Source organism: Leifsonia shinshuensis, assembly GCF_022606355.1.
Lineage (GTDB): Bacteria > Actinomycetota > Actinomycetes > Actinomycetales > Microbacteriaceae > Leifsonia > Leifsonia shinshuensis_B.
Map to the genome: position 1 here is coordinate 315526 of NZ_JAHHZQ010000002.1, position 26483 is coordinate 342008.

Sequence of the window (26483 nt, forward strand, 5' to 3'; positions counted from 1 at the left end):
GTCATGGCCTCCATCACCGAACGCGGCGCAGAACTGCGCCGACTCCATCACGCCCCTGAACTGCTCCAGGTGGTCAACGTGTGGGATGCGATCAGCGCGAAGGTGGTCGCAGCGCTCCCCGAGACGCGGGCGCTGGCGACGGCCAGCCACTCCATCGCGGCGACCTTCGGCTACGAGGACGGCGAGCGGATCCCCCTCGAGCTGATGCTCGACATGGTCGGCCGTATCGTGACCGCGACCGACCTCCCCGTGAGCGCCGACCTGGAGGCCGGCTACGGCGATGCGGGCGACACCATCCGCCGGGCCATCGGCGTCGGCGTGGTCGGCGCCAACCTGGAGGACCAGGTCCGGCCGTTCGACGACGCGGTCTCCGCCGTGCGCTCCGCGGTCGGTGCGGCGGAGGCGGAGGGCGTGCCGTTCGCGCTCAACGCCCGCACCGACGTCTGGATCCGAGACAACATCAACACTGCCGACGAGAAGACCGAGGAGGCCATCCGCCGCGGCAGGGCCTTCCTCGACGAGGGCGCGACGTGCGTGTTCGTGCCGGGTCGGCTCGACGAGGAGACGGTGTCACGCCTCGTCGCCGCCCTGGGGCCGCGCACGCTCAGCGTCATCGCAGTGCCCGGCTCGCTCTCGCCCGCCCGGCTGCACGAGCTGGGCGTCGCCCGGATCTCGTACGGCCCGTGGACGCAGCGCGTCGCACTCGCGGCGCTCCAGCGCACGGCGACGGAGCTCTACGCCGGAGGCGACCTGCCCGATGGCGTTCCCGTGCTGAACTGAGACCCCCGACCGAACCGACCGAAGGAGGACCATGGGCGACTTCCGCGCCATCGTCATCGAGCAGGAGACCGAGGGCGGCCGCATCCTCGCGCACACCGCGGAGGTGCGGCAGCTGAGCGACGCGTTCCTGATGGCGGGCGAGGTGACTGTCGCTGTCGAGTTCTCCGACCTCAACTACAAGGACGGCCTGGCCATCGCCGGGCGCCCCGGCGTCGCGCGGGTGTCCCCGCTGATCCCCGGGATCGACCTGGTGGGCGTCGTCGAGTCGTCGGAGGACCCGCGCTGGCGCCCGGGCGATCGCGTCGTGCTGAACGGCGACGGCATCGGCGAGAGCCACCACGGCGGCCTGGCCGAGCGCGCCCGCGTTCGCGGCGACGCTCTCGTTCGCGTGCCCGACACGCTCCTGAACGAGCAGGCGGCGGCGATCGGCACGGCCGGCTTCACCGCGATGCTCGCGGTGCTCGCGCTCGAGCGCACGGGTGTCGACCCTGAGGAGGTGCGCGAGTCCGGATCGAGCGTGCTGGTCACCGGCGCGGCGGGAGGCGTCGGCTCGGTCGCGGTGTCCCTCCTGGCGAAGCTGGGATACCCGGTTACAGCGTCCACCGGCCGCCCGGTGGAGCACGGCGGCTACCTGACCGACCTCGGCGCCGCCGCCATCATCGACCGCGCAGAGCTCTCCGACCCGGGCCGGCCGCTGCAGACCCAGCGCTGGGCGGGTGCGATCGACTCGGTCGGCAGCCACACCCTCGCGAACGTGCTCGCGCAGACGCGCTACGGAGGAACGGTCGCCGCCTGCGGACTGGCGCAGGGCGCCGACCTCCCGGCGACGGTCATGCCGTTCATCCTGCGCGGGGTCACCCTCACCGGCATCAACTCGGTGGAGGCACCTCCGGCACTCCGTGAGACCGCGTGGCGCCGCCTCGGCACCGACCTCGACGAGGAGGCCCTCGCGGCGATGACGCGGTTCATCCCGCTCGCCGAGGCGATCCCTGCTGCTGACGACATCCTCGCGGGACGACTCCACGGGCGCACCGTGGTCGATGTCCGGGCCTGAGCCCCACGGCTGCAATAGGCTGACCGCATGATCGTCCTCGCGACCGTCGTCGTCACCCTCGCCGCGGCACTGCACATCGGGATCTTCGTGATGGAGAGCGTGGCCTGGTCCAGGCCCGCCGTCTGGAAGCGCTTCGGCGTCACCGATCAGGCCGCGGCCGACACGACCCGCCCGATGGCGTACAACCAGGGGTTCTACAACCTGTTCCTGGCGATCGGCGCGATCATCGGGCTGATCCTGCTCGGTGTCGGACTGCACGCCGCCGGCCTCGCCCTCATCTACTTCACCATGGCGAGCATGCTCGCCGCGTCGATCGTGCTCGTCACCACGGGCCGCGGCTACGTGCGCCCCGCGATCATCCAGGGCGTGCTACCGCTCATCGGCATCGTGCTGATGCTGTTCTCCTGAGGCGGCGCGGTCGGTCGAGGGGGCTCTCCGTCAGCGGAGCTCAGGGGCGACGGACTCCGGCCGCAACCCCCGCCCGATCAGCCGGGCTGTGAACCGCTGCACCACCGGGGTCGCCGCGGCGACCGCCAGCCGAAGGGCGGGAGGGGGCGGTGACGGCAGGATCGGACCGCCGCCCGGCTTCGTGATCCTGCGGTGCGCCGCCAACTGGATGCGCTGCATCCGCTCGACGGGTGGCAGACGACGCCGCTGCACGGCATCGAGCAGCCGCAGATCCACAGGGCCGTCGCGCAGCGGCGCCGCGAGCACGTTCGCCGCGGCCACGGCGTCCTGCACCGCGTAGTTGACACCGACACCGAACGCCGGCGACATCGCGTGCGCGGCGTCGCCGATCGCCAGGAACCCGCGCCGGTACCACCGCGGAAGCCGGTCGACCTGCACGTTCAGGAGCTTGAGCGACTCCCAGTCCGTGATCGTCTCCAACGGCTCCCGGAGGAACGGAGCCGCACCGGCGACCGCGGATCGGAACGCCGGCAGGCCCGCCGCGCGGAGCCCGTCGATGCCGCCCTTCGCGATCACCAGCCCGGCCTGGAAGTAGTCGCCGCGGTCGATGGTGATGACCATGGCGCCGCCGCCGAGGTAGGCGAGCGTCGAGGGTTGCGTGCCGCCCGGCTTCGGAAGCCGGAACCAGATCACGTCGATGGGCACACCGAAGCGGCGGGGGCGCAGCCCCGCGGCGGCGCGCAAGACCGAGTCGCGCCCGTCGGCCGCCACGGTGAGGTCGGCCTCCACTCGGAGCCCGCCCGCCGGGGTGTGCGCCACCAGGCCGCGCACGACGTCGGCCTCCCGGATCAGCGCGGTCGCCTCGGCCTGCAGAACGAGCCGGAAGTTCGGATACCGTTCCGCCTCCTGCGCGAGGAAGGTGAGGAAGTCCCACTGCGGTGCGAGCACCAGGAAGTCGTCCGGCGGCTTCAGCCTCCCGAAGTCGATGGGGTGCAGCCGCGTACCGTCGACCACCGCGTCGAGCGCGCGGATGCTGGTGTGCGGGAGGCCGAGGAAAGCATCGCGGAGTCCCAGCTCGCCGAGCACCCCGACGGTGGACGGGTGGATGGTGTCACCGCGGAAATCGCGGAAGAAGTCGGCGTGCTTCTCGAGCACGACGACCTCGAGACCGGCGCGCGCCAGAAGCAGCCCGAGCATCATGCCCGCAGGACCGCCCCCGGAGATGGCGCAGGACGCCTGCATCACTTCCATGACCCCGAAGCGTATCCTCCCCACATGGCGATCGTCGGATCCGTTCTCATCGCACTCGCGGCGATCGTGCACCTCGGGTTCTTCGCCATGGAGAGCATGCTGTGGTCGTCGCCCAACGTCTGGCGCCGATTCGGGCTCGCCGACCAGCGGGATGCCGACGTCGTACGCCCGATGGCCTACAACCAGGGCTTCTACAACCTCTTCCTCGCCGGCGGCGCCACCGTCGGGCTCGTCCTGTACTGGACGACCCTGCGGCATGTCGGGTTCGGGTTGATCTTCTTCACCGGCGCCTGCATGGTGCTCGCTGCGATGGTCCTGCTCACGACCGGCCGGCGCTACTGGCGGGCGTCCCTGCTGCAGGGGCTGCCGCCGCTCGTCGGGCTACTCGTGTTCTCGCTCGCGCACGCGGGGTGAGCGAGCGGACGAGCGTCACGTCATGCCGTTTGCGCGCAACGGAGATATTCGACTCCACTACGACGTGCGCGGCTCCGGGCTGCCGCTGCTGTTCATTCCGGGCCTTGGGGTCTCCATCGCGGATATGGCACCGTTCGTGACGGCCCTTGCCGGGCGCGTGAGGGTCATAGCGGTCGACAACCGCGGCGCGGGCCTGAGTGACAAGCCTGACGAACCGTACTCGATCGCGGTCATGGCGGCGGATGCGATCGCCGTCGCAGAGGATTCGGGACTCGCGCCCCTCGACGTGCTCGGCTACTCGCTCGGCGGAAGGATCGCTCTGCAACTCGCAGCTGACCGGCCCCACCTGGTCCGACGCCTGGTGCTGCTCTCGACCTCCGCGCGCGTGCCGTTGCATCGACGCTCCTTGATCACGTCGATCGCGCCACACATCCCGATCGGTGCGAAGCCGCGGCAGCCTGCGTACGCGTTCCGGAGGCAGCGCGCTGCCTCCGAAGGCTACGATGCCCGCAGCCGGCTCGCGACGATCGTCGCGCCGACGCTTGTCCTTGCCGGGCCAGCGGACCGCATCGCGACGCCGTCTCTCGCGGAGGAATTGCATGAAGGCATACCGAACTCGCGGCTCGAGTGGTACACGGGTGGCCACAGGACGCCGATGATGTCCGGTCGTGCGGCCGTCGCCGAAACGATCGCATCGTTCCTGGGCGGCGGCGAGTGAGATCGGCGGGCGATCGCACGCGACGATCGACCGTGGGCGACGCGCTCTACTCGATGATCTCGCCGTCGACGGGGATGTCGTTGACGTCGATGCGCAGCGCCTCTACCAGTTTGGCGGCGTGCGGTGTGGAGACGATCACGCGCGAGAACTCCTCGCCGTCGAGGTCGACGACGACAGCGGCGCGCTGCTTGCCCTTGATGAGCAGGAAGTCTTTGCCACCGTGGAACTTCCAGGTGCCGACGGACAGCGTGAGGGGCACGGCCGCCCCCGGTGCGCGGATGCCGCGGATCCAGATCCACGGGTCCTCCGTGATGGCCACCGACTTGATGCTGTCGCGGGGGATCACCAGATCGTCCCTGCGCAGGGACAGCACCTTCTCAGCCCGCGTGAGATGGATCTCCAGGCGGTCGGGGTGAACGTGCAGGTCGGCCATAGGTCTATCCTGCCCGGCGACCGGCGCCGGCGGGGGTCGTGAATCTCACAAAGCCATAACCGTTGCCTTGGAGGCGGACGGATCGGGAGGGGCACGGGCCGCCGAACGAGCCGTGCGGAGACTCACATGATCCGCTCCACGAAGCGGCATGTATCCTTCTCGTCGTGGCAACGCAGCGGCGGACTCCGGGCTCGCAGACTTCACTTCGTGAAGCCAACCGGGCTCGGATCGTCGACGCCATCAAGAAGCACGGAGGCCTCACGCAGGTGGAGCTGGCCGGCGCGACCGGCCTCTCCCCCGCCACTGTCTCGAACATCGTCAAGGAGCTGTCGACCTCCGGGGTGCTGCATACCGCGCAGAGCATCCGTTCCGGACGCCGCGCCCAGCACGTCACCCTCGCCCACGCGCTCGGCCTGGTCGTCGGGGTGCACTTCTCCACGCGCCACCTCCGCGTCGCACTCGCCGACGTCGCCAATACCGTGGTGGCGGAGAACCACATGCCGCTGGCCAAGGACCACCGTGCAGACAACGAGCTCGACAAGGTCTCCATGCTGCTGACCGACATGCTCGACTCGGTCGACGCCTCCCGCGACGAAGTGCTCGCCATCGGCCTCGCGGTGCCCGCTCCCCTCGACCGCGCCACCGGCACCATCGCCCGCAGCGGCATCATGCGCGGCTGGGACGGCGTCTTCATCGCCGAGGCTCTGGAGCGCCGGGTCAAGCGACCCGTGTTCATCGACAACGCGGCGAACCTCACGGCGCTCGCGGAGTCGCGGCTCGGAGCGGGCCGCGGCAAGGGCACCACGATCACGCTCGACGTGGGCGACGGGATCGGCGCGGGACTCCTCCTCAACGGACAGCTCTTCCGTGGCAAGAACGGCGTGGCCGGCGAGTTCGGTCACACCACGATCCGCGAGAACGGCCCGCTCTGCCGCTGCGGCAACCGAGGATGCCTGGAGGCGATCGCGGGAGGCCCCGCCATCCTGGACGAGCTGCGCGACCACCTCGGCAGCCTCAAGCTGGGCGACGTCGTGCTGCAGGCGATGGCCGGCGACGCACGCTGCATCCGCGCCATCGCCGATGCCGGCAAGCACATCGGGATCGCCACGGCGAACCTGTGCAACCTCCTCGACCCCGAGCGGGTCATCGTCGGCGGCGAGCTGGCGCGGGCAGGCGAGCTGCTGCTCGGCCCGATGCGGCACGCGGTCGAGCGCTCGATCATCGTCAACGAAGACCTGATGCCCGACATCGTCCAGGGGCAGCTGGGAGTGCGCGCGGCGACGCTGGGGGCCGTCGCCCACGCCGTCGACAGCGTCTCGCTCACGAGCGTCGGAGTGGCGGTCTGACGCTCGGCCCCCATTGCCGACCCGCCGTGCCCCCCGTCCGTGACGAACCGTTATCGAAAGCTTGAATTCAAGTATTGACGCCAAGCGCCCACACTGACACACTCAACCCAGCCGCCAACGAAGGCGGCTTCGAATCGGAGGTTTTTCAATGAAGATCGCCACCAAGAGAGCGGTCATCGCGGCCGCCGCGATCGTGGCCACAGCCCTCACCCTCACAGCGTGTTCGAACGGTTCCGGCAACTCCTCGACGAACAACGCCTCGGGCGCGGCGAACGCCAAGATCGGTCTCCTCCTCCCCGACTCGGTCACCGCTCGTTACGAGTCGGCCGACAAGCCGTTCTTCGAGGCGAAGGTCAAGCAACTCTGCTCCGGCTGCCAGGTGCTCTACGCGAACGCCGACGGCGACGCCAGCAAGCAGCAGCAGCAGGCCGAGTCCATGCTGACCCAGGGCGTCAAGGTCCTGGTCCTCGACCCGTTCGACGGTGAGGCCGCCGCGTCGATCGTCGGAGAGGCCAAGGCGAAGAACATCCCGGTCATCTCCTACGACCGCCTCATCAACAGCCCCGACCTCAACTACTACATCTCGTTCGACAACGAGAAGGTCGGCCAGCTGCAGGCCCAGGCGCTCGTCGCCAAGCTGAAGAAGGACAACGTGCCCGCGGGCAGCGGAATCCTGATGGTCAACGGCTCGCCGACGGACAACAACGCGACCCTCTTCAAGAAGGGCGCGCACAGCGTCATCGACTCCAGCGGCTACAAGGTGCTCGCCGAGTTCGACACACCGGGATGGGACCCCGCCAAGGCCCAGGACTGGGTGTCCGGCCAGGTCTCGCAGTTCAAGGACCAGATCAAGGCCGTCTACGCGGCGAACGACGGCACCGGTGGTGGCGCGATCGCGGCCATGAAGGCGGCCAACGTCAGCCCGCTCCCGCCGGTCACCGGTCAGGACGCCGAGCTCGCCGGTATCCAGCGGATCCTCGCCGGCGACCAGTACATGACGGTCTACAAGGCGCTCCAGCCCGAGGCTGAGCAGGCGGCCACACTCGCCGTCGCTCTGACGAAGGGCCAGAAGCCGTCCGAGCAGACCACCGAGGTCGCAACGGCGGGCGGCGCGAAGATCGCGTCCATCCTGCTCAACCCGGTCGCCGTGACGACGGACAACATCGAGTCCACAGTCGTGAAGGACAACTTCTACGGCCCCGACTCCGCCGCGAAGATCTGCACCGCGGACTACAAGGCGGACTGCGACAAGTACGGCATCAAGTAACCACCGAGAGCAGTACCCACCCGGCCTGGGGTGGCGGATATCCGCCATCCCGGGCCGGGTGGTTCCGCCATACAGTTAGCCCAGAACGCACGCGAACGATCGCGCAGCGTGATCGAAAGCGTTAGGCCCGAAGGAGTACGCCGTGACGATGGAATCCGCGGTCACCGACCAGGAGCGGTCCAGCCGAGAGCCCGTCCTCTCGCTCCGAGGAATCTCGAAGGGGTTCGGTGCCGTTCAGGCGCTCACCGACATCCACCTCGAGGTCTACCCCGGCGAGGTGGTCGCCCTCGTCGGCGACAATGGCGCCGGCAAGTCCACGCTGGTGAAGATCCTCGCCGGCGTGCACCCGCAGGACGCCGGCACCATCACCTTCGACGGCCAGGATGTCAGCATCCCCTCGCCGGCCGCCTCGCGCCATCTCGGAATCGCCACGGTGTTCCAAGACCTCGCACTGTGCGACAACCTCGACGTGGTCTCCAACCTGTTCCTCGGCCGTGAGATCACCCACGGCACGCTCGACGAGGAGGAGATGGAGAAGCGCTCGTGGAGCCTGCTCCGCCAGCTATCCGCACGTATCCCGTCGGTGCGGATCGCTGTGGCGTCGCTGTCGGGCGGCCAGCGCCAGACCGTCGCCATCGCCCGCTCGCTGATCGGCGACCCGCGCGTCGTCATCCTGGACGAGCCGACCGCCGCACTCGGGGTGGCGCAGACCGCCGAAGTCCTCAACCTCATCGAGCGCCTGCGCGAGCGGGGGCTCGGCGTCATCCTCATCAGCCACAACATGGCCGATGTGCAGGCGGTGGCCGACCGGGTCGCCGTGCTGCGCCTCGGCCGCAACAACGGGGACTTCCGGGTTCCCGACGTCAGCTACGAAGAGATCATCTCGGCCATCACCGGCGCGACGGACAATGTCGTCTCGCAGCGCGCAGAACGCATCGAGGAGCGTGTCGAGCTCATCGAGCACGGCGACCACACCGCGGGCGCCGAGAGCACCGAAGGGAAGCAGGACCGATGACCAAGGCACCCGAGACTCCGGCCCAGCTCGCGGCAGACCTGCAGGACGAGCGCCTCATCCGCGACGAGGGCCTCGGCGGCGCCGTGCGCGCCTTCGGGCGGCGGGTGCGAGGAGGCGACCTCGGCTCTCTGCCGGTCGTCATCGGCCTCATCGTGATCTGGGTGGTGTTCCAGATCCTGAACCCCGCCTTCCTCAGCGCCAACAACCTGGTCAACCTGACCCTGCAGTGCGCGGCCATCGGCACCATCTCCATCGGTATCGTGCTCGTGCTGCTGCTCGGTCAGATCGACCTGTCGGTGGGGTCGGTGAGCGGTGTCGCCGCGGCCATCCTCGGCGTGGGCTTCACCCAGCTGCACTGGCCGCTCGCGCTCACGGTCATCGTCGCGATCCTCGCGGGATCCGTGATCGGCCTGCTCTACGGCCTGCTCTTCACCCGGTTCGGCGTGCCGAGCTTCGTGATCACCCTGGCCGGTCTCCTGGGCTTCCTCGGCGTGCAGCTCTGGATCCTCGGACCGAACAGCTCGATCAACATCCCCTACGACTCCTGGATCGTGAAGTTCGCGCAGCAGACCTTCCTCCCGCCGTGGGCGGCGTACGCGCTGGCCGTGATCGCGGCGGGCGGGATGTTCTGGTCCGACTGGCGTCGCAACGTGCGCCGACGCAAGGCGGGACTGTCCGAGGGATCGACGGCCGTCGTGCTCGTGAAGGCCGTCCTGCTGCTCGTCGGGCTCTGCATCGCCGTCTGGTATCTGTCGACCGACCGCGGCACCGGCGCGATGTTCCTGTTCTTCGTGGTCCTCGTCATCGTGATGAACTTCTTCCTCACCCGCACCAAGTGGGGGCGCTCGGTCTTCGCAGTGGGCGGCTCGGTGGAGGCCGCACGCCGCGCCGGCATCAAGGTGAACCGGATCTTCATCAGCGTGTTCATCCTGTGTTCGACGTTCGCGGCGGTGGGCGGGCTGCTCGCCGCGGCCCGGCTCGCGTCCGTGGGCGCCGGCTCCGGCGGCACCGACACCAACCTCAACGCCATCGCCGCGGCGGTCATCGGCGGAACGAGCCTCTTCGGCGGCCGTGGTTCGGCGTGGTCGGCGCTGCTCGGCATCCTGGTCATCCAGTCGATCTCCAACGGCCTGACGCTGATGAACCTCGACTCGTCGTACCGCTTCATGATCACGGGCGCCGTGCTGCTGCTCGCAGTCATCATCGACTCGCTGTCCCGCCGCTCGCGCGAATCGCACGGGCAGGCTTAGCGGCCGGCGACACGGGGCGGGTGTGAGAAGGTGGACCGGTGACCCGAACCACCACCTTCCACGCTCGCCTTCTGCGTTCCGGTGCGGACCCGCAGACGGTGACGGTGCGGGCGTCGTCGGATGTGCCTCCGCGCACGCTGCGACGGGCGGCGGGCGGCGGCGGTGAGCTGAACTTCGACGTGTACGCCCTGCTCGACGCCGACGGCTGGCCGTCGGCCGCGACCTATACGTACGTCGAGTCGCTCTCGCGCGAACCCTCCGCCGCCGACGAGTGACTTTCCTCCCGCCGAGGGGCACGTTGACGCCCCTAAACCGAGGGTTTAGGGGCGTTTACGTGCCCCTCGGGTCAGGCGGGAGCGGAGGACGCGGCAGCGGCGGCGCGCGCGGCGGCCGGGAGCGCCTGGAGGATGCGGTCGATGGCCGCATCGTCGTGCGCGGCCGTGACGAACCAGGCCTCGAACACGCTCGGCGGCAGGGAGACCCCGGCGTCGAGCATCGCGTGGAAGAACGGACGGTACCGGAAGGCCTCCTGCGACTGCACCTCGGCGTACGTGCGCGGCGCTGAGGCGAAGTCGCCGAAGACGAAGCTGAACAGGTTGCCCGCCCGCTGCACACGGTGGGCGACGCCCTCCGCCGCCAGCGCGTCCGAGACGGCGCTCGAGAGCGTGTCGGCCACCACGTCGAGCCGGTCGTAGACCGCCTCGTCGGCGTACGCCAACGTGGCGAGACCCGCAGCCACGGCGACCGGATTGCCCGACAGCGTGCCCGCCTGGTAGACGGGCCCGGTCGGCGCGAGGAAGTCCATGAGATCGGCGCGACCGCCGACCGCCGCCAGCGGCATCCCACCGCCGATGACCTTGCCGAACGTGACGAGATCCGGCGTGTAGCCGCGGTCGAGACCCCAGTAGCCGGCCTCGCTCACCCGGAAACCGGTCAGCACCTCATCGAGGATGAGCAGGGCGCCGTACTCGTGCGCGAGGTCGGTGAGTGCGGCGTTGAAGCCGTCGTCCGGTGCGACGACACCCATGTTCGCCGCGGCGGCCTCGGTGATGACGGCCGCGATGTCCGGCCCGTTCGCCTCGAAGGCGGCGCGCACGGCGTCGAGGTCGTTGTACGGGAGCACCAGGGTCTGCGCGGCCGTCGCCTCGGTGACGCCCGCCGACCCGGGAAGCGACAGGGTCGCGAGACCGGAGCCGGCCTCGGCGAGAAGGCTGTCCGAGTGGCCGTGGTAGTGACCGGCGAACTTGATCAGCAGCGGGCGGCCGGTGTAACCGCGCGCCAACCGGATGGCGGTCATCGTCGCCTCGGTCCCTGTCGATACGAGCCGCAGCTTGTCGACGAACGGGACGCGGGCGAGCACGGCCTCCGCGAGCTCGGTCTCGGCCGGCGTGGAGGCGCCGAACGAGAGACCGCGCGCAACGGCCTCCTGCACCGCCGAGACGACGGCCGGATGGGCATGGCCGAGGATCGCCGGCCCCCACGATGCGACCAGGTCGACGTACTCGCGCCCCTGGGCGTCCACGATGTAGGGTCCGCGCGCCGACACCATGAAGCGCGGTGTGCCGCCGACCGAGCGGAACGCCCGCACCGGGGAGTTGACGCCGCCGGGGATGACGCGCTGCGCCCGCTCGAACTGGGCGAGGTTCACGTCGCCGATCGCGGCGCCGTCGGCCAGTCCCTGGAGGTCCTGGGTGTCGCCGGCCCGACCGGGGACCGTGTTGAAGTCGTTCATCGCAGCCATCCCGCGACCTCGGTCGCCCAGTAGGTGAGCACGGCGTCGGCACCTGCGCGCCTGGCGCCGATCAGAGTCTCCTCGATCACGCGGTCACGGTCGATCCAGCCGTTCGCGGCGGCGGCCTCCACCATCGCGTACTCGCCGGAGACCTGGTAGGCCCACACCGGCACGTCGCTGATCGCGGCGACGTCGCTCAGCACGTCGAGGTAGCTCAGCGCCGGCTTCACCATCAGGATGTCGGCGCCCTCGTCGAGGTCGAGGCGCGCCTCGCGCAGGCCCTCGCGGCGGTTCGCCGGGTCCTGCTGGTAGGCGCGGCGGTCGCCGGAGAGCTGCGAGTCCACCGCCTCGCGGAACGGCCCGTAGAAACCGGACGCGTATTTCGCGGCGTACGCCAGGATGACGACATCGCTGCGGCCCGCCGCGTCGAGGGCGTCGCGGACGGCGGCCACCTGGCCGTCCATCATCCCGCTCAGACCGAGCAGTTGCGACCCGGCCTCGGCCTGTGCGATCGCCATGTCGCGATACCGCAGCAGTGTGGCGTCGTTGTCGACGTGGCCATCGGCGTCGAGCACGCCGCAGTGGCCGTGGTCGGTGAACTCGTCGAGGCACAGGTCGGTCTGCACGACGAGTGCGTCGCCGACCTCGTCGACGACCGCACGCGTGGCGACGTTGAGGATGCCGTCCGGGTCGGTCGCGGCGCTGCCGACCGCGTCCCTGACCTGCGGCACGCCGAAGAGCATGACCCCGCCGACGCCGGCCTCCGCGGCCTCGACGGCCGCGCGCTTCAGGGAGTCGAGACTGTGCTGGGCGACGCCCGGCATGGAGGCGATCGGGTGCGGCTCGGAGGCGCCCTCGCGCACGAAGAGCGGGAGGATCAGCTCGGCCGGATGGAGGCGGGTCTCGGCGGTCAGACGGCGCATTGCGGGCGACTGCCGAAGCCGTCGCGGCCGCACAACGGGATGCAACTCACTCACTCTCCCCAGCCTACGCCCGCGGCGCTGTGTGCCCGCCGCACGCCGTCAGCCATCGCTTCCTCACTTTCTCCCGCCCCTGCACGGCGTGTCGCGAGAGGAAGTGAGGAACAGCTGGCTGGGTCAGGGGGTGGGGCGGCCGGTGGCGGCCGCGGCGACCGCCTCGATGAGGGACGCCGCCGTGCGCTCCTCGGCGATCACGTCCACGCGCAGCCCGTACTCGCGGGCGTCGCGCGCGGTCTGCGGGCCGATGGCCGCGACCAGCGTCGTCTCCGGGATGGGGCCGAGCTGCACCTGCACCTGCTCGGCCACCGAACCGGAGGTGACGAGGATGGCCTGCACCAGCCCGTCGCGCACGTCGGCGACGATGTTCTCCGGCACGGGGATGCCGACGGTGCGGTAGGCGACGACGGACTCGACCTGGTGCCCGATGCGACGCAGCCCCTCGGTCAGGAGGGGCTTGGCGATCTCGGAACGCAGGGTGAGGATGCGCAGCGGCACGACGCCGTCGGTGGCGGCCTCCCACTCCTCCAGGAGCCCGCGCGCGGAGTTGTCCTCGGCGGGAACGAGGTCGACGGCGTAGCCCGCTGCGGCCAGGGCGGCGGCCGTGGTCTCGCCGACCGCCGCGATGCGGGTGGTCGGCGGAACCACGGCGCGCGCGGCGCTCAGGACGTCGACGGTGGTCGCGCTGGTGACGGTGACCCAGTCGAACCCGCCGTCGGCGAGGCGCGCCAGGGCGGCCTCCAGAGCCGGCGCATCGGCCGTCGGAGCGAAGTTGATCATCGCCGCGACGACAGGCGACGCGCCCTTCGCGCGCAGGTCGGCGGCGACGGAGTCGCCCCACGGGCCGCCCCGCGGTACAAGCACGCGCCAGCCGGCGAGCGGCTTCGGGGTGGTGGTCGTGGAGGTCATCGCGTGCCCCCGAGGGGCGCCAGGTCGGCCGCCCCCGCTGCGAGCAGCTCGGCCACGACGCGCGCACCGACGTCGCGGGCCGCTTCGTCGAGATCGGCCGCGCCGAACGAGTCTGGCGTCGCTGCGTGGGACGCCGTCAGCCTCTCGGACCCGTCGGGCCGGTAGACCGTGGCGGTGAGGAAGAGCAGCCCGTCGTCGACGAGTGCCGAGGCGCCGATGGGTGCGGCGCAGCCCGCCTCCAACCCGGCGAGCACGGTGCGCTCCGCGGTCGCGCAAGCGTGGGTGGTCGCGTGATCGACGGCCTTCAGGGCGCGCGCGACGTCACCGCGCCCGGTCTGCTCACCCTCGCGGACCTCCAGCGCCAAGGCGCCCTGCCCTGGTGCGGTGGGAACCTGCGACAGGGCGAAGAAATCGGTGACGGCCTCCAGCCTGCCGAGCCGGCCGAGCCCCGCCGCGGCCAGGACGACGGCATCGAGGTCGCCCTCCGCCACCCTCCCGAGACGGGTGTCCACGTTGCCGCGGATGTCGATCACGTCGAGGTCGGGTCGCACCGATCTCAGCTGGGCGACGCGACGCGGCGACCCGGTGCCCACCTTCGCACCATCGGGCAACGTCTCGAGCGTCCAGTCCTCGCGGGCGCACAGCGCGTCGCGCGCATCGGCCCGCTTGGGCACGGCGCCGATGACCAGGCCGGGTGCTGGAGCGGTCGGGAGGTCTTTGAGCGAGTGCACGAGCAGGTCGCACTCGTCGGCCAGGAGCGCTTCGCGCAGCGCGGTGGCGAAGACGCCGGTGCCGCCCAGGTCGGACAGCGACTCCCGAGACGTGTCGCCATGCGTCGTGATGGTCACCAGCTCGACGTCGAGCGCGGTCGCCCGCGCGATCGACTCGGCGACGGCGCGGGTCTGCGCGACCGCCAGTGCGCTTCCGCGGGTGCCGATGCGGAGCACGCCGTCCCGCTTCTCCGCGCGGCCCTCGGCGAGGCTCACCGTGCCGGTCACGGCGCGAGCCCCGCTGCGGCGGGCTTGAAGCCCAGTCGCACGTTCTCGCAGCACCCCGGCCGGCACACGTCGTACCAGGGGCCGAGCGAGGTCAGGGCCGGTCGCTGGTCGACCGGCACACCGTCGCGCCGCTCGAGCACGAGATCCACGAGTCCCTGCACGTACTTCGCGTGCGTGCCGGGGGTCGGGACGCGGACGGCGACGAGGCCGTTCTCCTCGCTGGTCTCCATCGCCTCGTTGTCGAGGTCCCAGAGCACCTCCATGTGGTCGCTCACGAAGCCGAGCGGCACGATCACGACGGCCTTGGCTCCGAGCGCGGGGAGCTCCGCGATGCGGTCGTTGATGTCGGGCTCCAGCCACGGCATCGACGGCGGGCCCGAGCGGGACTGGTAGACGAGATCCCACCCGATCGTGCCGCCGGTCGCCGCGTGCGAGACGACCTCGGCGACGGCGAGGTGCTGGGCCGCATAGGCGCCGCCCTCTCCGAAGCCGCGCTCGGCCGGACCGGACTTGGCCGCGTCGGTCGACGGGATGGAGTGCGTCGAGTAGAGGATGCGGATCTCGGTGGCCGGGTCGATGCCCGGCACCTTCTCCTGCAGCTCAGCGACGGCGTTCTTGACACCCTCGATGAAGGGCTCGACGAAGCCGGGGTGGTCGAAGAACTGGCGCACCTTGTCGATCTGGATCGTGCCCTCCAGCCCCGTCTCCTCCAGCACGCGGGCGAAGTCCTCGCGGTACTGGCGGCAGCTCGAGTAGGAGGAGTACGCGCTCGTGGCGATCGCGATGATGCGCGTGAAGCCGCGCTCCTGGGCCTCGCGCAGCGCGTCTTCGAGGTAGGGATCCCAGTTGCGGTTGCCCCACAGCACGGGCAGGTCGATGCCGCGCGAGGCGAGCTCTGCCTCCAACGCCGCTTTGAGCTCCCGGTTCTGGTCGTTGATCGGGCTCACGCCGCCGAAGTGGCGGTAGTGGTGCGCCACCTCCTCGAGACGCTCCTCGGGGATGCCGCGGCCGCGGGTCACGTTGCGGAGGAAGGGGATGACGTCGTCCTGGCCCTCGGGGCCACCGAACCCGGCGAGCAGGATCGCGTCGTAGGCCACCGGCTCCGTGACGTGCTCGGCTCCGGACGCGGCGGCCGGCGTGGCGGCCAGGACGCGCGGGGCAGCCTCGGTCCCCGTCACTGGAGGACCTCCACGACCTCGGCCGGCAGGATGCGGCGGCCGGTGAAGAACGGCACCTCTTCGCGTACGTGGCGGCGGGCCTCCGTGTAGCGCAGGTCACGCATCACGTCGACGAGGTCGGTCAGCTCGTCGGCCTCCAGCGGGAGGATCCACTCGTAGTCGCCGAGCGCGAACGACGCGACGGTGTTGGCGAGGACCCCGCGGAAGGCCGCACCCTTGCGGCCGTGCTCGGCCAGCATCTGCGACCGCTCCTCGTCGGGCAGCAGGTACCACTCGTAGCTGCGGACGAACGGGTAGACGCAGAGCCAACCCTTCGGCTCCTTGCCGCGCAGGAAGCCCGGCACGTGCGACCGGTTGAACTCGGCGTCGCGGTGCACGCCCATGGCGTTCCAGGTGGGGAGCAGCGCCTTGAAGAGCTGTGTGCGCCGGAGCTGGCGGAGTCCCCACTGCAGCGCCTCGGCTTCCGGGCCGTGCAGCCAGATCATGAGGTCGGCGTCGGCGCGGAGCCCGCTCACATCGTACAGTCCACGGGTGGTGACGTCGTGCAGCTCGAGGTCGGCGATCACGCCTTCGAGCTCCTGCACCGCGCGGGGGACGTCGGTGCCGTCGAGGTCGTCGGGGCGCGCCGGGTCGCGGCGCAGAACAGCCCAGAGGGTGAAACCGCTGGGGTTCTCGGGGGTGCTGGATTCGGGGGAGGTCGACTCTGCCGGAGCGGCAGCCGGGGTACTCATACCGACAGTCTCCCTCGCAAACCTGTGAAGGCAAAAACGCCTCGGTCGCCCGATACCTCGGTGGCCGGGACTTCAGCGGCCGAGGACTTCAGCGGCGGCGTGCCGCCACGATCCCCCAGACGGCCCCGCCGACCGCGACGGCCACCCCGAGCGCGAGTCCGACGAGGGCGAGCGGGTTGTCATCGCGCAGCCTGCGCACGCGTTCGGCCGTGCGCTTGGGCACGTTCAGCTTGTAGGTGATCGCGTCGACGGTGGCGGCCAGGTCGGCGCGAGCGCGTTCGACATCGCTGCGGTCAGTTGTCATACCGTCCCAGCCCCTTCAGTGCGTCGATGTCGGTCTTGACGCTCGCGATCGTCTCCGTCGGAGCCACGCCGTTCATCCGCTTGAGCGACGAGACGCCGATCAGGACGAGGACGGCGGCGATGATCAGGAGGGCGCCGAAGACGATGAGAGCGGAGGCCCAGCCGGGAAGGACGACTGCGAGCCCGAGGATCGCGGCCGCGACGAGGACGCCCAGTGCGAAGAACAGAAACGCGGCAGCACCGACGAAGAGCCCTATGCCGATGCCGGCATACTTCGCCTTCTCGGCGAGCTCCGCCCGGAGATGGGCCAACTCGGCCTTCAGCAGCTCGATGAGCAGCCGTGGCAGGGCCGTGATCAACTCGCCCAGCGATTGCGATCCGGCCCGTTCTCGATCGGTCATCCGCTCACCTGCCCCTTCGGACGCGACGACATCCGCTACTCCTGGGAATCATCCCGAGTCTGATCATCCCGTGCTTGCGGAACGACGGCCACCCCCGACGGCCCCGGATCCGGCACGCGCGACTCCCGGCGGCGGTCGTTCGCGCGCACGACGGCCTTCTTGACCGTGACGTAGACGGCCTCGGGGAACTCTCCGACCTTCTCGGCCACGAAATCCTCGACGGCGTTCACCTGCTTCTGCACCCCTGGGGATTCCCAGACCTTGAGCGCGGCCGACTTCATCTGGTCGTACCGTTTGCGTCCAGCCCGGGTGCCGAGCACGTAACCCACCGCCGCGCCCGTCACGAAGAGAAGCTTTCCCCGCATTCGTCCCTCACCTCTCCAGGTCGTCGGTCAGTGACTTCCAGCGTAGACCCCGTGCCCGCTCCGCCACCCGGCGTGCGTCCGGGATGACGGACGCCAGCCCGGTGCCGGTCAGCCAGGAGCCGGTCACCTCGACGCCCTCGATCTTCTCGACCTCGTCACGGACGCGCGTGATGCGTTCCCGCTGCCCCACTGTCGCATAGGGAAGCGCGTTCGTCCAGGGGGTCCGGGCGAATGCGGAGACATCGGATGCCGCGAGCGGAATATTCAACAGCGCTGCAGCGTCCGCGACCGCGCGCTCACGCAGTTCGGCATCGCTCAGGCCGAGCGTCGCCGCCGGGCGACCCGCCCGGCCGTAGGACAGCCGGACCACGTGACGACCGGATCCCGCGGCCTGGGCCACCCAGGCCCACTTGGCGCTGGAGTGCGTCATCGCCTTCGCCCCGACCCCGGAGGGTTCGCCGTCGGCGACGAGCACACCGGTGCCGACGGGCGCGTCGCCGACACGGTCGTCGGTGAGCACCAGGGTCACGAGCTCCACGCTCGATGCGGCCGGCCAGTCGAGTGCCGCGAGTTCGGCCAGCCCGTCGTCGAGGCCGGGCAGGAGGGCGAGCGCCGCGTCTGCAGGTGCGGTCACGACGAGGACGTCGGCGTCGACGGACGAGCCGTCGGCGAGGCGAAGGGTCCAGCGCGCGCGGCGCTCGTCGTCGGGAGCGCTCTCCTGCTGAGTCGCGCCGCCGGGTGCGGCGTCGTCGTCCAGACCGGCGAGAGCCTCCTCGGCTGCGACGGCGGCGAGCTCCTCCGGGTCCGGCGCCACCCACGGCGACACCGAGACGACGGCGGCGTCCGTGCGGATCGCGCCGCCTCGGGCGACGATGTCGTCGGCGAGCGCCGCCGGCAGCCTCCACATCCCGCCGTGGATGCCCTGCACTGCGCTGCCCGCCTTCGCGGACGAGCGCAGATCGCCGACCGCTCCGGACAGCGAACCGAGCCGGGTCAGGGCGGCGTTGAGCCCGGGCGCGACGACATCGACGTCCAGGTCGTCGGGGTTCGCCGAATAGACGCCGGTGACGACGGGCGACACCAGCTCGTCGAGGACCTTCGATCCCATCCGCTTGCGGACGAGCGTGCCGAGACGCCGCTCCTGGCCGATCTTGAGCACCGGCATCAGCCTGTCGAGGTAGGCGCGAAGCGCACCTCCCCAGCCGATGGCGGCGACGACGTCACTGGCCAGCGGCGAGCTGGGGATCCCTAGGAGGCCGGCCTTCGGCAGGGGGACGCTGCGCGTGCCGTTGCGCACCCAGGCGCCCGCGGGGTTCGGCGTGACGATCTCGTCGGCGAGGTCGAGGTCCTCCAGCAGAGCGGCGACGTGGCCGCCGCGCGTCGCGAAGCTCTCGGCTCCCGCGTCGAGCGTCAGGCCGTCGAGCTCCAGCGGCGCGACGGAGCCGCCGACGCGGCCGGACGCCTCCAGCACCGTGACCGAGAACCCCGGCCGGGCGCACTCCCGCGCCACCACCAGGCCGGAAACGCCTCCGCCGACCACGGCGATGCGCGTGGCGGGTGCCTCGATGGCGTGCCGGACCTCCGCCGCGACCGCGTCGTGGTCGAAGGGCTCCGAGGTCATGGCCGCCACCCGTGGACGAGCTCGACCACGCGGGTCAGCACGGTCGGGTCGGTCTCGGGCGGCACACCGTGGCCCAGGTTCAGCACGTGCGCCGGGGCCTCGCGCCCACGCGTCAAGACGTCGACGACGTGCGCGGACAGCACCTCCCACGGCGCGTCCAGCATCGCCGGGTCGACGTTGCCCTGCACCGGCACGACGTGGCCGAGTCGTCTCGCGGCTTCGTCGAGCGGGGTGCGGTAGTCGACGCCGACGGTGTCGGCGCCCACGTCGTGCATCGCCTTGAGCAGCTCGCCGGTGCCGACGCCGAAGTGGACGATCGGCACGTTGCGCACAAGTGGTTCGTCGGTCGCGGGCGTCGCTCCGGCCTCCGTCGTGTCGGGGGCCTCGGCAGCCTCAGGCTGTGCCACCTCATAGGTCAGGTCGCGCACGTGCGAGAGGGCGCGCGCCGACGCAGGGGCCACGTGCTCGACGTAGTCGCGCAGCGAGAGCGAACCCGCCCACGAGTCGAAGAGCTGGGCGGCGCTCGCGCCCGCGAGCAGCTGGGCCCGGAGGAACGCGCCGGTCACGTCGGCACTCCACGCCATGAGCCGCGACCAGGTCTGCGGGTCGGCGTGCATCATCGTGCGGGCACGGATGTGATCCTTCGACGGGCCGCCCTCGACGAGGTAGGCGGCCAGCGTGAAAGGCGCCCCGGCGAAACCGATGAGCGGCGTGCTCCCCAGCTCCGCCGTCGTCAGCCGCACGGCCTCCGCGATCGGCGCGAAGGTCGCCGCGTCGAGGGACGCGGGGTCGACCTCCTCCAGCCGTGCGACGTCGGCCGCGGTGCGCACCGGCTGCTCGAACACGGGGCCACGGCCGGGCTGGATCTCCACAGCGACGCCGGCCAGCTTGAGCGGCACGACGATGTCGCTGAAGAAGATGCCGGCGTCCACGCCGTGCCTGCGCACCGGCTGCAGGGTGATCTCGCTGGCCATCGCCGGCTCCAGGCACGCGTCGAGCATGCGGGTGCCGACCCGGAGCTCGCGGTACTCCGGCAGGGAGCGGCCGGCCTGGCGCATGAACCAGACGGGAACGACCTCCTGCCGCTCGCCGTGATAGGAGCGAACGAGGCGGCTGTCGGCGGTGAGGCCTGCGGAGAGCGGGTGGGACGGGTCGAGGGAGGTCACCCGACCATTCTCCCAGGGACGAATCTGCCAATCCTCCGGGAATCTCGCGGACGGTCCCCGCGACGGGGTATCTCGATTCGAGGAACGCCGACGGCGAGCGTAGGCTTTCCCCCGTGCTTCTCTGCTTCTCGTCGAGCCACCGCACCGCGGAGTTCGACCTCCTCGAACGGCTCGAGCGCCATGCGCCGGCCGTCACCGCGGCACTCGCAGAGCACAGCGAACTCGTGAGCGGATCGGTCGTCCTCGCGACGTGCAACCGCTTCGAGGCGTATCTCGACATCGACGAGCCCCTCCCGGCGGCGCGCGCCGTCTCGGCGGAGGCCGTGATCGACGCGGTGAGCGTCGCCGCCGGCATCGACGCCGATGTGCTGCGCGCCTCCAGCACCGTCTACTGCGACGACGCCGTCGCCGAGCACCTCTTCTCGGTCTCCAGCGGCCTCGAGTCCGTCGTCGTGGGCGAGGGCGAGATCGCCGGCCAGGTGCGGCGGGCGCTGCAGGCGGCCCGCACGGCGGGCACGGTCACCGGTGACCTCGAGCGCGTCTTCCAGGTCGCGTCGCGCACCTCCCGCGGCGTCAAGAACCAGACCGGGATCATGACCGCCGGCCGATCGATGGTGCGCCTCGCCCTCGAGCTGGCCGAGAGCCGCGTCACCGACTGGACGCAGGTCCGGGTGCTGCTGGTCGGCACGGGCAAATACGCCGGCGCCAGCCTCGCCGCGCTGCGCGACCACGGCGTGACCGACGTGCGGGTCTACTCCCCCACCGGACGCGCGGCGAAGTTCGCGCTCTCGCACGATGTCGCGGCGGTGGAGGCCGACGGCCTCCAGCACGAGCTGGCGAGCGCCGACCTGATCGTCACCTGCTCGGCCGTCACCGACCACGTCATCACCCGCGACCTGCTGACCGCGGCCATCGCCCTCCCCGGCTCCGCCGAACGCCGCCTGGTGATCGACCTCGGCCTGCCCCGCAACGTCGACCCCGCTGTCGCAGAGCTGACCGGCGTCGAGCTCCTCGACCTCGAGACCATCAGCATCCACGCCCCGGTCGAAGAGCTGAACGCCGCAGCCGACGCCCGGGAGCTGGTCGACGCCGCAGCGGCCGAGTTCGCCGCGCAGAATGCCGAGCAGGCCGTCACGCCCGCGCTCGTCGCGCTGCGCTCGCACGTCTTCGGGGTCCTCGACGCCGAGATCGCCCGCGCCCGCTCGCGCGGCGACTCCTCGGAGCAGACGGAGGCGGCACTGCGCCACCTCGCCGGCGTCCTCCTGCACACGCCGTCGGTGCGGGCACGCGAGCTCGCCAGGAACGGCGACGCGCAGGCGTTCGTCGACGCGACCTCCGCCCTGTTCGGCCTGGAGGTCGACGACGTGCCGACGACTCGCGCCCTGCGCGCCGTCGACGACGAGACCGCGGCATCCTGACGGATCACCCGACAACCGACCGAGGAGGACACGTGAGCGACGAGGCCACGATCACCACCGAAGCACCGCACGCCGCGACCGGGCTGCCGTATTCCGCGGAGGACCTCCGCACCGAGCGGCTCCTGCTCCGTCCGCTCAACAGCGGCGACCTCGAGAACGAGCACGAGTTCGAGCGGCTGAAGGATGTGGCCCGCTACCTCTACTGGGAGGTCCACGACCACGACGAGTCGGCGGAGCACCTCCGCAAGCGCATCGCCATGAACCGGCTCGCCGCCGACGGCGACGGAATCGTCTACGCCGTCGAGCTGCCGGACCCCGAGGGAGGCCACAGCAGGGTGATCGGCCACGTGAGCCTGTTCCTCAAGAAGGCCGAGTGGGCGAAATTCGAGATGGGCTGGGTGTTCCACCCGGCCGTCCACGGCCGCGGCTACGCCACCGAGGCGACAACCCGTCTCCTCGAGCTGTGCTTCGACACCCTCGGCGGTCACCGCGTGTTCGCTCAACTGGACGCGCGCAACGAGGCCTCCGCGCGGCTCTGCGAGATCATCGGCATGCGCCAGGAGGCCTTCCTGCGCCAGACCGAGATCTTCAAGGGCGAGTGGTCGGACACCGCCGTGTACGCGATCCTGGAGCAGGACTTCCGCGTGGGCCGGTGACGCCTTCGCATCCTCAGTAGGATGGACGGGTCCCCACACCACCCGGCACCGAACAGGGAGCACCCATGGCCGCACCGTCGAGACTGGATTCCGTCATCACGCTGGCGCAGCACCGCGGATTCGTGTTCCCCTCCGGCGAGATCTACGGCGGTACCCGCTCGGCGTGGGACTACGGTCCCCTCGGCGTGGAGCTCAAGGAGAACATCAAGCGCGAGTGGTGGAACGCGTTCGTGCGCGGTCGTGGCGACATGGTCGGGCTCGACTCGGCCATCATCCTCCCCACCGCGGTGTGGGAGGCCTCCGGTCACGTGCAGGTCTTCAGCGACCCCCTGACCGAGTCGCTGATCACGCACAAGCGCTACCGCGCCGACCACCTGTTCGAGGCGTACGAGGCCGAGCACGGCCACCCGCCGGCGAACGGGCTGGACGACATCGCCGACCCCGACCACCCGGACAAGGTGGGCCAGTGGACGCCGATCCGCCAGTTCTCCGGGCTGATGAAGACCTACCTGGGCGTCGTGGACGACGAGTCCGGCCTCCACTACATGCGCCCGGAGACGGCGCAGGGCATCTTCACCGACTTCGCCGCGGTGCTGCAGACCGCGCGCAAGAAGCCGCCGTTCGGCATCGGCCAGATCGGCAAGGCGTTCCGCAACGAGATCACGCCGGGCAACTTCATCTTCCGCACCCGCGAGTTCGAGCAGATGGAGATCGAGTTCTTCGTCGAGCCGGGCACCGACGAGGAGTGGTTCCAGACCTGGATCGACCTGTGCTGGGACTGGTTCGTCGACCTCGGCATCGACCCGCAGAACATCCGTCGCCTGGAGCACGAGAAGGACAAGCTCGCGCACTACTCCAAGCGCACCATCGACATCGAGTACAAGTTCGACTTCGTGGGCAGCGAGTGGGGCGAGCTGATGGGCGTCGCCAACCGCACCGACTTCGACCTGAAGACCCACATCGAGCACTCCGGCAAAGACCTCAGCTTCTTCGACCAGAACAAGAACGAGCGTTACGTGCCCTACGTGATCGAGCCGTCGTTCGGTCTCACCCGCGCTCTGATGGCGTTCCTGGTCGACGCGTACGACGAGGAAGAGGTACCGAACGCCAAGGGCGGCACCGACAAGCGCACGGTGCTGCACCTCGACCCGCGCCTCGCTCCGGTCAAGGTCGCCGTTCTCCCGCTCTCCCGCAACGAGGCCCTGTCGCCGCTCGCACGCGGCCTGGCCGACAAGCTGCGCAAGCGCCGCAACGTCGACTTCGACGACTCGGGCGCGATCGGCCGCCGTTACCGCCGTCAGGACGAGATCGGTACGCCGCTCGCCGTGACCGTCGACTTCGACTCGCTCGAGGACGACGCCGTGACCGTTCGCGACCGCGACACCATGAAGCAGGAGCGCATCCCGCTCGAGGGTCTCGACCGCTACCTCGCGGAGCGTCTCCGCGAGATCTGACCTCCGCACACGGGCATCGACCGCTAGGGTGGTGCCCACCGCGACGGAGACACGATGAGCACGGCTCCCCCGAACACCGCACCGGCCCCGCCGGCCGCTCCATCACCGGAGCGTCCGCCGGCGTGGGCGCTGCTGCGCGCCTACGTGCAGGTCGCGCCCGCGAGCGTCGCGCTCGCGCTGATCGTGCTGGCGACCTCCCTCGCGACCGGAACGCTCTGGAGTGCCGCCACCGTCGGAGGCGGATCGCTGGTCTGGGCGGCCGGCGTGCCGACGACGATCCATGCGGGCTACTGGTGGACACCGCTGACGGCGCTCTTCGTGCCGGAGGACCCGATCCAGTTCGTGATCTCGTTCGTGCTGGCCCTCACACTCCTGGCCGTGGCGGAGCGGTTGCTCGGCACGGTGAGGCTCGTCGTCGCCTTCCTCGTCACCGGTGTGGTCGGCATCACGCTGGGCGTCGTCGGTCAGTGGGCGGCCGCGAGCGTGGGCGAGATCCTAGCCCGGGCGACGGAGTTCGACTTCACTCTCGACCCCACCATCGGGATCGTCGGCGCGCTGATCGCGGCGAGTGCCTTCGCCAGCACCCTGTGGCGGCGGCGCATCCGGCTGCTGACGTTCGCCGTCGTCGTGATGTTCGTGCTCTACAACGGCGACCAGAACAACGTCTACCGCCTCATCGCGGCGCTGCTCGGGCTCGCGTTGGGCGTGATCCTCCGGCGCGGCCGGCTGCACAGGATGCGCCGCAGCTCGCACGCGGAGACACGCAACCTCGTCGCCGCGATCGTGGCCATCACGGCTGTGGGTCCGCTCGCCGCACTGCTGCCGCCGGGCGGTCTCGGCCCGCTCTCGTTCGTCGCCGCGCTGTTCCTGCATCGACAGGTCGACGCGGTCTCGGTGCTGGCGGCCTGCCGAGCCGTCGACACCTCCAACTGCCGCGACGAGCTCGCCGCTGTCGCGGTGCAGGGCGTCGGCCCGTTGCTGCTCACCCTGCTACCGCTGGTGCTTCTCATCGTGACGGCGATCGGCCTCCGGCGCGGACGCCACTTCGCCTGGCTGCTCGGGATCGTGGTCAACGCGGCGATGATCGTCCTCCCGTTCACCGCCCTCCCCGGCGGCGAGGTCACCGTGCAGGTCGACGGCTTGGACGCGCTCGCACCGGCGATCGAGGTTCTGCTCTGGCTGCTTGCCGCGTTCCTGGTGCCGCTGGCGACGATCGTGCTGCTGCTGGCGACCCGCCGCCAGTTCCAGATCCGGGCGCCGCGGGACGCGGTCGTGCGTTTCACGATCCTGATCGTCGTCTCGTTCGCGCTGCTCGCGGTCGCGTACCTGATCGCAGGACTCGCCACCCTGGGTTCATTCGTGCCGGAGGCCGGCATCGGGGACGTGTTCATGTCAACGCTGCGCCGCTTCGTGCCGTCCGGTTTCGAGTCGGTGCTCGGTCCGGTGATCGTGCCGACGGCACCGATCGTGCTGTTCCTCTACCAGTGGGTCGGCCCGGCGTTCTGGACGATCTTCGTCATCGGCACGATGCGGCTGTACCGCGCGACCTCCACGGGACGCACCCTCGGGGACGAACTGCGCTTCCGGGAGCTGCTGCGCGTAGGCGGAGGCGGCACGCTCGGCTTCATGGGCACCTGGCCGGGCAACGTCTACTGGTTCTCGGAAGACGGCGAGGCGGCGGTCGCGTACCGCGTCATCAACGGCGTCGCCATCACGCTGTCCGACCCGGTCTGCCCGCCGGACCGCGCCGAGCAGACCATCATCGACTTCATCGGATTCTGCGACGCGAACAGCTGGACTCCCGCGTTCTACAGCATCCACAGCTCGTTCCTGCCGGTGTTCGAGTCGCTCGGCTGGCAGAGCGTCTCCGTCGGCGAGGAGACGCTCATGCACCCGCAGACCTTCGACATGCAGGGCAAGCCGTGGCAGAAGGTGCGGCAAGCGCACAACCGCGGTGTGAAGGAGCGCATCTCGACGCTCTGGACCACCTGGGACGAACTCGCTCCCCTGCAGCAGAGCCAGATCGTGTCGCTCAGCGAGCAGTGGGTGTCCGAGAAGGAACTGCCTGAGATGGGTTTCACCCTGGGCGGGATGGCCGAGCTGAAGGATCCGGAGGTTCGGCTCTACCTGGCCTACGACCCTCAGGGCGACCTCCAGGCGGTCACCAGCTGGCTGCCGAGCTGGCGCGACGAGCGCATCGTCGGGTACACGATCGATTTCATGCGGAGGGCCGACCGCAGCATCCCGGGCATCATGGAGTTCGTGATCGCCTCCGCGGCCCAGCGGATGCGCGGGGAGGGCGTGGAGGTGCTCAGCCTCTCGGGCGCCCCGCTCGCGACCAAACCGGGGAGCACCGACGACGACAGCGCGGAGGGAGAGCCTGCGGTGATCGACCGCCTGCTCGCGTTCCTCGCCAAGACCCTGGAGCCGGCGTACGGCTTCGCTTCGCTGTTCAGCTTCAAGAGCAAGTTCAACCCGACGTACGAGACCCTGTGGCTGGCCTACCCCGACGCGGTCGCACTGCCCTCGATCGGCAACGCGATCGGCCGAGCCTACCTGCCCGACGCGAACGCGAAGGAGTATGTGGCGCTGGCGAAGACGCTGATGCGGTGAGGGTGGGGTCTTCGACGCCCGAGCC

The 26483-nt window shown here is 70.5% G+C and carries 27 protein-coding genes; 14 read left to right on the forward strand and 13 right to left on the reverse strand.

Features of this window, described 5'->3' with window-relative positions:
- Window positions 1-3 precede the first annotated feature (3 nt).
- Genes KNO15_RS08275 through KNO15_RS08285 form a run of 3 tightly spaced genes read left to right on the forward strand, consistent with a single transcriptional unit; the run spans window position 4 to window position 2242 of the window.
- Window positions 4-780, forward strand: coding sequence for an isocitrate lyase/PEP mutase family protein (locus tag KNO15_RS08275; RefSeq protein WP_241703022.1), 777 nt, complete (start codon window positions 4-6; stop codon window positions 778-780).
- 31 nt (window positions 781-811) lie between these two features.
- Window positions 812-1834, forward strand: a complete 1023-nt coding sequence (gene acuI, locus KNO15_RS08280) for an acrylyl-CoA reductase (NADPH) (protein WP_241703024.1) — start codon at window positions 812-814, stop codon at window positions 1832-1834.
- A 27-nt stretch (window positions 1835-1861) separates the two neighbouring features.
- On the forward strand, window positions 1862-2242 hold the full coding sequence (locus tag KNO15_RS08285; RefSeq protein ID WP_241703026.1) for a DUF1304 domain-containing protein: 381 nt from the start codon (window positions 1862-1864) through the stop codon (window positions 2240-2242).
- Window positions 2243-2272: 30 nt separating this feature from the next.
- On the opposite strand, the gene KNO15_RS08290 is transcribed toward KNO15_RS08285, so the two are convergent.
- Window positions 2273-3493 (reverse strand): FAD-dependent oxidoreductase, encoded by a 1221-nt coding sequence (locus KNO15_RS08290; RefSeq protein ID WP_241703028.1) that lies wholly within the window; start codon window positions 3491-3493, stop codon window positions 2273-2275.
- A 24-nt stretch (window positions 3494-3517) separates the two neighbouring features.
- Between KNO15_RS08290 and KNO15_RS08295 the strand changes: the two genes are divergently transcribed.
- On the forward strand, window positions 3518-3907 hold the full coding sequence (locus KNO15_RS08295; RefSeq protein WP_241703030.1) for a DUF1304 domain-containing protein: 390 nt from the start codon (window positions 3518-3520) through the stop codon (window positions 3905-3907).
- A gap of 22 nt (window positions 3908-3929) precedes the next feature.
- Window positions 3930-4625, forward strand: coding sequence for an alpha/beta fold hydrolase (locus tag KNO15_RS08300; protein ID WP_241703032.1), 696 nt, complete (start codon window positions 3930-3932; stop codon window positions 4623-4625).
- A 46-nt stretch (window positions 4626-4671) separates the two neighbouring features.
- On the opposite strand, the gene KNO15_RS08305 is transcribed toward KNO15_RS08300, so the two are convergent.
- Complete coding sequence (locus tag KNO15_RS08305; protein WP_241703034.1) at window positions 4672-5058, reverse strand: hypothetical protein; 387 nt, start codon at window positions 5056-5058, stop codon at window positions 4672-4674.
- 164 nt (window positions 5059-5222) lie between these two features.
- Here KNO15_RS08305 and KNO15_RS08310 point away from each other — a divergent pair, with 164 nt between their 5' ends.
- The 5 genes from KNO15_RS08310 to KNO15_RS08330 all read left to right on the forward strand — a co-directional run bounded on the left by KNO15_RS08310 (window position 5223) and on the right by KNO15_RS08330 (window position 10211).
- Window positions 5223-6404: an ROK family transcriptional regulator gene (locus tag KNO15_RS08310; RefSeq protein WP_241703036.1), complete on the forward strand. Its 1182-nt coding sequence runs from the start codon at window positions 5223-5225 to the stop codon at window positions 6402-6404.
- A 148-nt stretch (window positions 6405-6552) separates the two neighbouring features.
- Window positions 6553-7671: an ABC transporter substrate-binding protein gene (locus KNO15_RS08315; RefSeq protein ID WP_241703037.1), complete on the forward strand. Its 1119-nt coding sequence runs from the start codon at window positions 6553-6555 to the stop codon at window positions 7669-7671.
- A gap of 148 nt (window positions 7672-7819) precedes the next feature.
- Window positions 7820-8686 carry an ATP-binding cassette domain-containing protein gene (locus KNO15_RS08320; RefSeq protein WP_241703892.1) on the forward strand — a complete coding sequence of 289 codons (867 nt, stop codon included), beginning with the start codon at window positions 7820-7822 and terminating at the stop codon, window positions 8684-8686.
- Entirely contained in the window at window positions 8683-9936 is a 1254-nt protein-coding gene (locus KNO15_RS08325; protein ID WP_241703039.1) for a sugar ABC transporter permease, read from the forward strand. The genes KNO15_RS08320 and KNO15_RS08325 overlap by 4 nt, the downstream gene beginning before the upstream one ends.
- A 38-nt stretch (window positions 9937-9974) precedes the next feature.
- The gene (locus KNO15_RS08330; protein WP_241703041.1) at window positions 9975-10211 is read left to right on the forward strand and encodes a hypothetical protein; all 237 of its coding nucleotides are present in this window, start codon (window positions 9975-9977) and stop codon (window positions 10209-10211) included.
- A 71-nt stretch (window positions 10212-10282) separates the two neighbouring features.
- On the opposite strand, the gene hemL is transcribed toward KNO15_RS08330, so the two are convergent.
- The 11 genes from hemL to KNO15_RS08385 form a co-directional block, all read right to left on the reverse strand.
- The gene (hemL, locus tag KNO15_RS08335; protein ID WP_241703043.1) at window positions 10283-11677 is read right to left on the reverse strand and encodes a glutamate-1-semialdehyde 2,1-aminomutase; all 1395 of its coding nucleotides are present in this window, start codon (window positions 11675-11677) and stop codon (window positions 10283-10285) included.
- The gene (gene hemB / locus KNO15_RS08340) at window positions 11665-12591 is read right to left on the reverse strand and encodes a porphobilinogen synthase (RefSeq protein ID WP_241703045.1); all 927 of its coding nucleotides are present in this window, start codon (window positions 12589-12591) and stop codon (window positions 11665-11667) included. Before hemB ends, hemL begins: the two co-directional genes overlap by 13 nt.
- Before the next feature lie 174 nt (window positions 12592-12765).
- The gene (locus KNO15_RS08345; protein ID WP_241703047.1) at window positions 12766-13554 is read right to left on the reverse strand and encodes a uroporphyrinogen-III synthase; all 789 of its coding nucleotides are present in this window, start codon (window positions 13552-13554) and stop codon (window positions 12766-12768) included.
- Complete coding sequence (gene hemC, locus KNO15_RS08350; RefSeq protein WP_241703049.1) at window positions 13551-14552, reverse strand: hydroxymethylbilane synthase; 1002 nt, start codon at window positions 14550-14552, stop codon at window positions 13551-13553. Before hemC ends, KNO15_RS08345 begins: the two co-directional genes overlap by 4 nt.
- Window positions 14549-15730, reverse strand: a complete 1182-nt coding sequence (locus KNO15_RS08355) for a ferrochelatase (RefSeq protein WP_241703051.1) — start codon at window positions 15728-15730, stop codon at window positions 14549-14551. Before KNO15_RS08355 ends, hemC begins: the two co-directional genes overlap by 4 nt.
- Complete coding sequence (hemQ, locus tag KNO15_RS08360; protein ID WP_241703053.1) at window positions 15727-16461, reverse strand: hydrogen peroxide-dependent heme synthase; 735 nt, start codon at window positions 16459-16461, stop codon at window positions 15727-15729. Before hemQ ends, KNO15_RS08355 begins: the two co-directional genes overlap by 4 nt.
- 88 nt (window positions 16462-16549) lie before the next feature.
- Complete coding sequence (locus KNO15_RS08365; protein WP_241703055.1) at window positions 16550-16765, reverse strand: DUF3618 domain-containing protein; 216 nt, start codon at window positions 16763-16765, stop codon at window positions 16550-16552.
- Window positions 16755-17165, reverse strand: a complete 411-nt coding sequence (locus KNO15_RS08370; protein ID WP_241703056.1) for a phage holin family protein — start codon at window positions 17163-17165, stop codon at window positions 16755-16757. Before KNO15_RS08370 ends, KNO15_RS08365 begins: the two co-directional genes overlap by 11 nt.
- A 35-nt stretch (window positions 17166-17200) precedes the next feature.
- Complete coding sequence (locus tag KNO15_RS08375) at window positions 17201-17530, reverse strand: hypothetical protein (RefSeq protein WP_241703058.1); 330 nt, start codon at window positions 17528-17530, stop codon at window positions 17201-17203.
- Between the two features lie 7 nt (window positions 17531-17537).
- Window positions 17538-19151, reverse strand: coding sequence for a protoporphyrinogen/coproporphyrinogen oxidase (locus KNO15_RS08380; protein WP_241703060.1), 1614 nt, complete (start codon window positions 19149-19151; stop codon window positions 17538-17540).
- Window positions 19148-20317, reverse strand: coding sequence for a uroporphyrinogen decarboxylase (locus KNO15_RS08385; protein WP_241703061.1), 1170 nt, complete (start codon window positions 20315-20317; stop codon window positions 19148-19150). Before KNO15_RS08385 ends, KNO15_RS08380 begins: the two co-directional genes overlap by 4 nt.
- Before the next feature lie 113 nt (window positions 20318-20430).
- On the opposite strand from KNO15_RS08385, the gene KNO15_RS08390 reads away from it, so the two are divergent.
- The 4 genes from KNO15_RS08390 to KNO15_RS08405 all read left to right on the forward strand — a co-directional run bounded on the left by KNO15_RS08390 (window position 20431) and on the right by KNO15_RS08405 (window position 26458).
- Complete coding sequence (locus KNO15_RS08390) at window positions 20431-21735, forward strand: glutamyl-tRNA reductase (RefSeq protein ID WP_241703063.1); 1305 nt, start codon at window positions 20431-20433, stop codon at window positions 21733-21735.
- Window positions 21736-21767: 32 nt separating this feature from the next.
- Window positions 21768-22391: a GNAT family N-acetyltransferase gene (locus KNO15_RS08395; RefSeq protein WP_241703065.1), complete on the forward strand. Its 624-nt coding sequence runs from the start codon at window positions 21768-21770 to the stop codon at window positions 22389-22391.
- Between the two features lie 65 nt (window positions 22392-22456).
- Window positions 22457-23845 carry a glycine--tRNA ligase gene (locus tag KNO15_RS08400; protein ID WP_241703067.1) on the forward strand — a complete coding sequence of 463 codons (1389 nt, stop codon included), beginning with the start codon at window positions 22457-22459 and terminating at the stop codon, window positions 23843-23845.
- 54 nt (window positions 23846-23899) lie between these two features.
- The gene (locus KNO15_RS08405) at window positions 23900-26458 is read left to right on the forward strand and encodes a bifunctional lysylphosphatidylglycerol flippase/synthetase MprF (RefSeq protein ID WP_241703069.1); all 2559 of its coding nucleotides are present in this window, start codon (window positions 23900-23902) and stop codon (window positions 26456-26458) included.
- Window positions 26459-26483 lie beyond the last annotated feature (25 nt).

What these genes read in the sequence shown, in the direction of transcription:
- KNO15_RS08275 (WP_241703022.1), top strand. Translation starts at nt 4, where the DNA reads ATGGCCTCCATCACCGAACGCGGCGCAGAACTGCGCCGACTCCATCAC.
- acuI (WP_241703024.1), top strand. Translation starts at nt 812, where the DNA reads ATGGGCGACTTCCGCGCCATCGTCATCGAGCAGGAGACCGAGGGCGGC.
- KNO15_RS08285 (WP_241703026.1), top strand. Translation starts at nt 1,862, where the DNA reads ATGATCGTCCTCGCGACCGTCGTCGTCACCCTCGCCGCGGCACTGCAC.
- KNO15_RS08290 (WP_241703028.1), bottom strand. Translation starts at nt 3,493, where the DNA reads ATGGAAGTGATGCAGGCGTCCTGCGCCATCTCCGGGGGCGGTCCTGCG.
- KNO15_RS08295 (WP_241703030.1), top strand. Translation starts at nt 3,518, where the DNA reads ATGGCGATCGTCGGATCCGTTCTCATCGCACTCGCGGCGATCGTGCAC.
- KNO15_RS08300 (WP_241703032.1), top strand. Translation starts at nt 3,930, where the DNA reads ATGCCGTTTGCGCGCAACGGAGATATTCGACTCCACTACGACGTGCGC.
- KNO15_RS08305 (WP_241703034.1), bottom strand. Translation starts at nt 5,058, where the DNA reads ATGGCCGACCTGCACGTTCACCCCGACCGCCTGGAGATCCATCTCACG.
- KNO15_RS08315 (WP_241703037.1), top strand. Translation starts at nt 6,553, where the DNA reads ATGAAGATCGCCACCAAGAGAGCGGTCATCGCGGCCGCCGCGATCGTG.
- KNO15_RS08320 (WP_241703892.1), top strand. Translation starts at nt 7,820, where the DNA reads ATGGAATCCGCGGTCACCGACCAGGAGCGGTCCAGCCGAGAGCCCGTC.
- KNO15_RS08325 (WP_241703039.1), top strand. Translation starts at nt 8,683, where the DNA reads ATGACCAAGGCACCCGAGACTCCGGCCCAGCTCGCGGCAGACCTGCAG.
- hemL (WP_241703043.1), bottom strand. Translation starts at nt 11,677, where the DNA reads ATGGCTGCGATGAACGACTTCAACACGGTCCCCGGTCGGGCCGGCGAC.
- hemB (WP_241703045.1), bottom strand. Translation starts at nt 12,591, where the DNA reads ATGCGCCGTCTGACCGCCGAGACCCGCCTCCATCCGGCCGAGCTGATC.
- KNO15_RS08345 (WP_241703047.1), bottom strand. Translation starts at nt 13,554, where the DNA reads ATGACCTCCACGACCACCACCCCGAAGCCGCTCGCCGGCTGGCGCGTG.
- hemQ (WP_241703053.1), bottom strand. Translation starts at nt 16,461, where the DNA reads ATGAGTACCCCGGCTGCCGCTCCGGCAGAGTCGACCTCCCCCGAATCC.
- KNO15_RS08365 (WP_241703055.1), bottom strand. Translation starts at nt 16,765, where the DNA reads ATGACAACTGACCGCAGCGATGTCGAACGCGCTCGCGCCGACCTGGCC.
- KNO15_RS08370 (WP_241703056.1), bottom strand. Translation starts at nt 17,165, where the DNA reads ATGACCGATCGAGAACGGGCCGGATCGCAATCGCTGGGCGAGTTGATC.
- KNO15_RS08375 (WP_241703058.1), bottom strand. Translation starts at nt 17,530, where the DNA reads ATGCGGGGAAAGCTTCTCTTCGTGACGGGCGCGGCGGTGGGTTACGTG.
- KNO15_RS08380 (WP_241703060.1), bottom strand. Translation starts at nt 19,151, where the DNA reads ATGACCTCGGAGCCCTTCGACCACGACGCGGTCGCGGCGGAGGTCCGG.
- KNO15_RS08400 (WP_241703067.1), top strand. Translation starts at nt 22,457, where the DNA reads ATGGCCGCACCGTCGAGACTGGATTCCGTCATCACGCTGGCGCAGCAC.
- KNO15_RS08405 (WP_241703069.1), top strand. Translation starts at nt 23,900, where the DNA reads ATGAGCACGGCTCCCCCGAACACCGCACCGGCCCCGCCGGCCGCTCCA.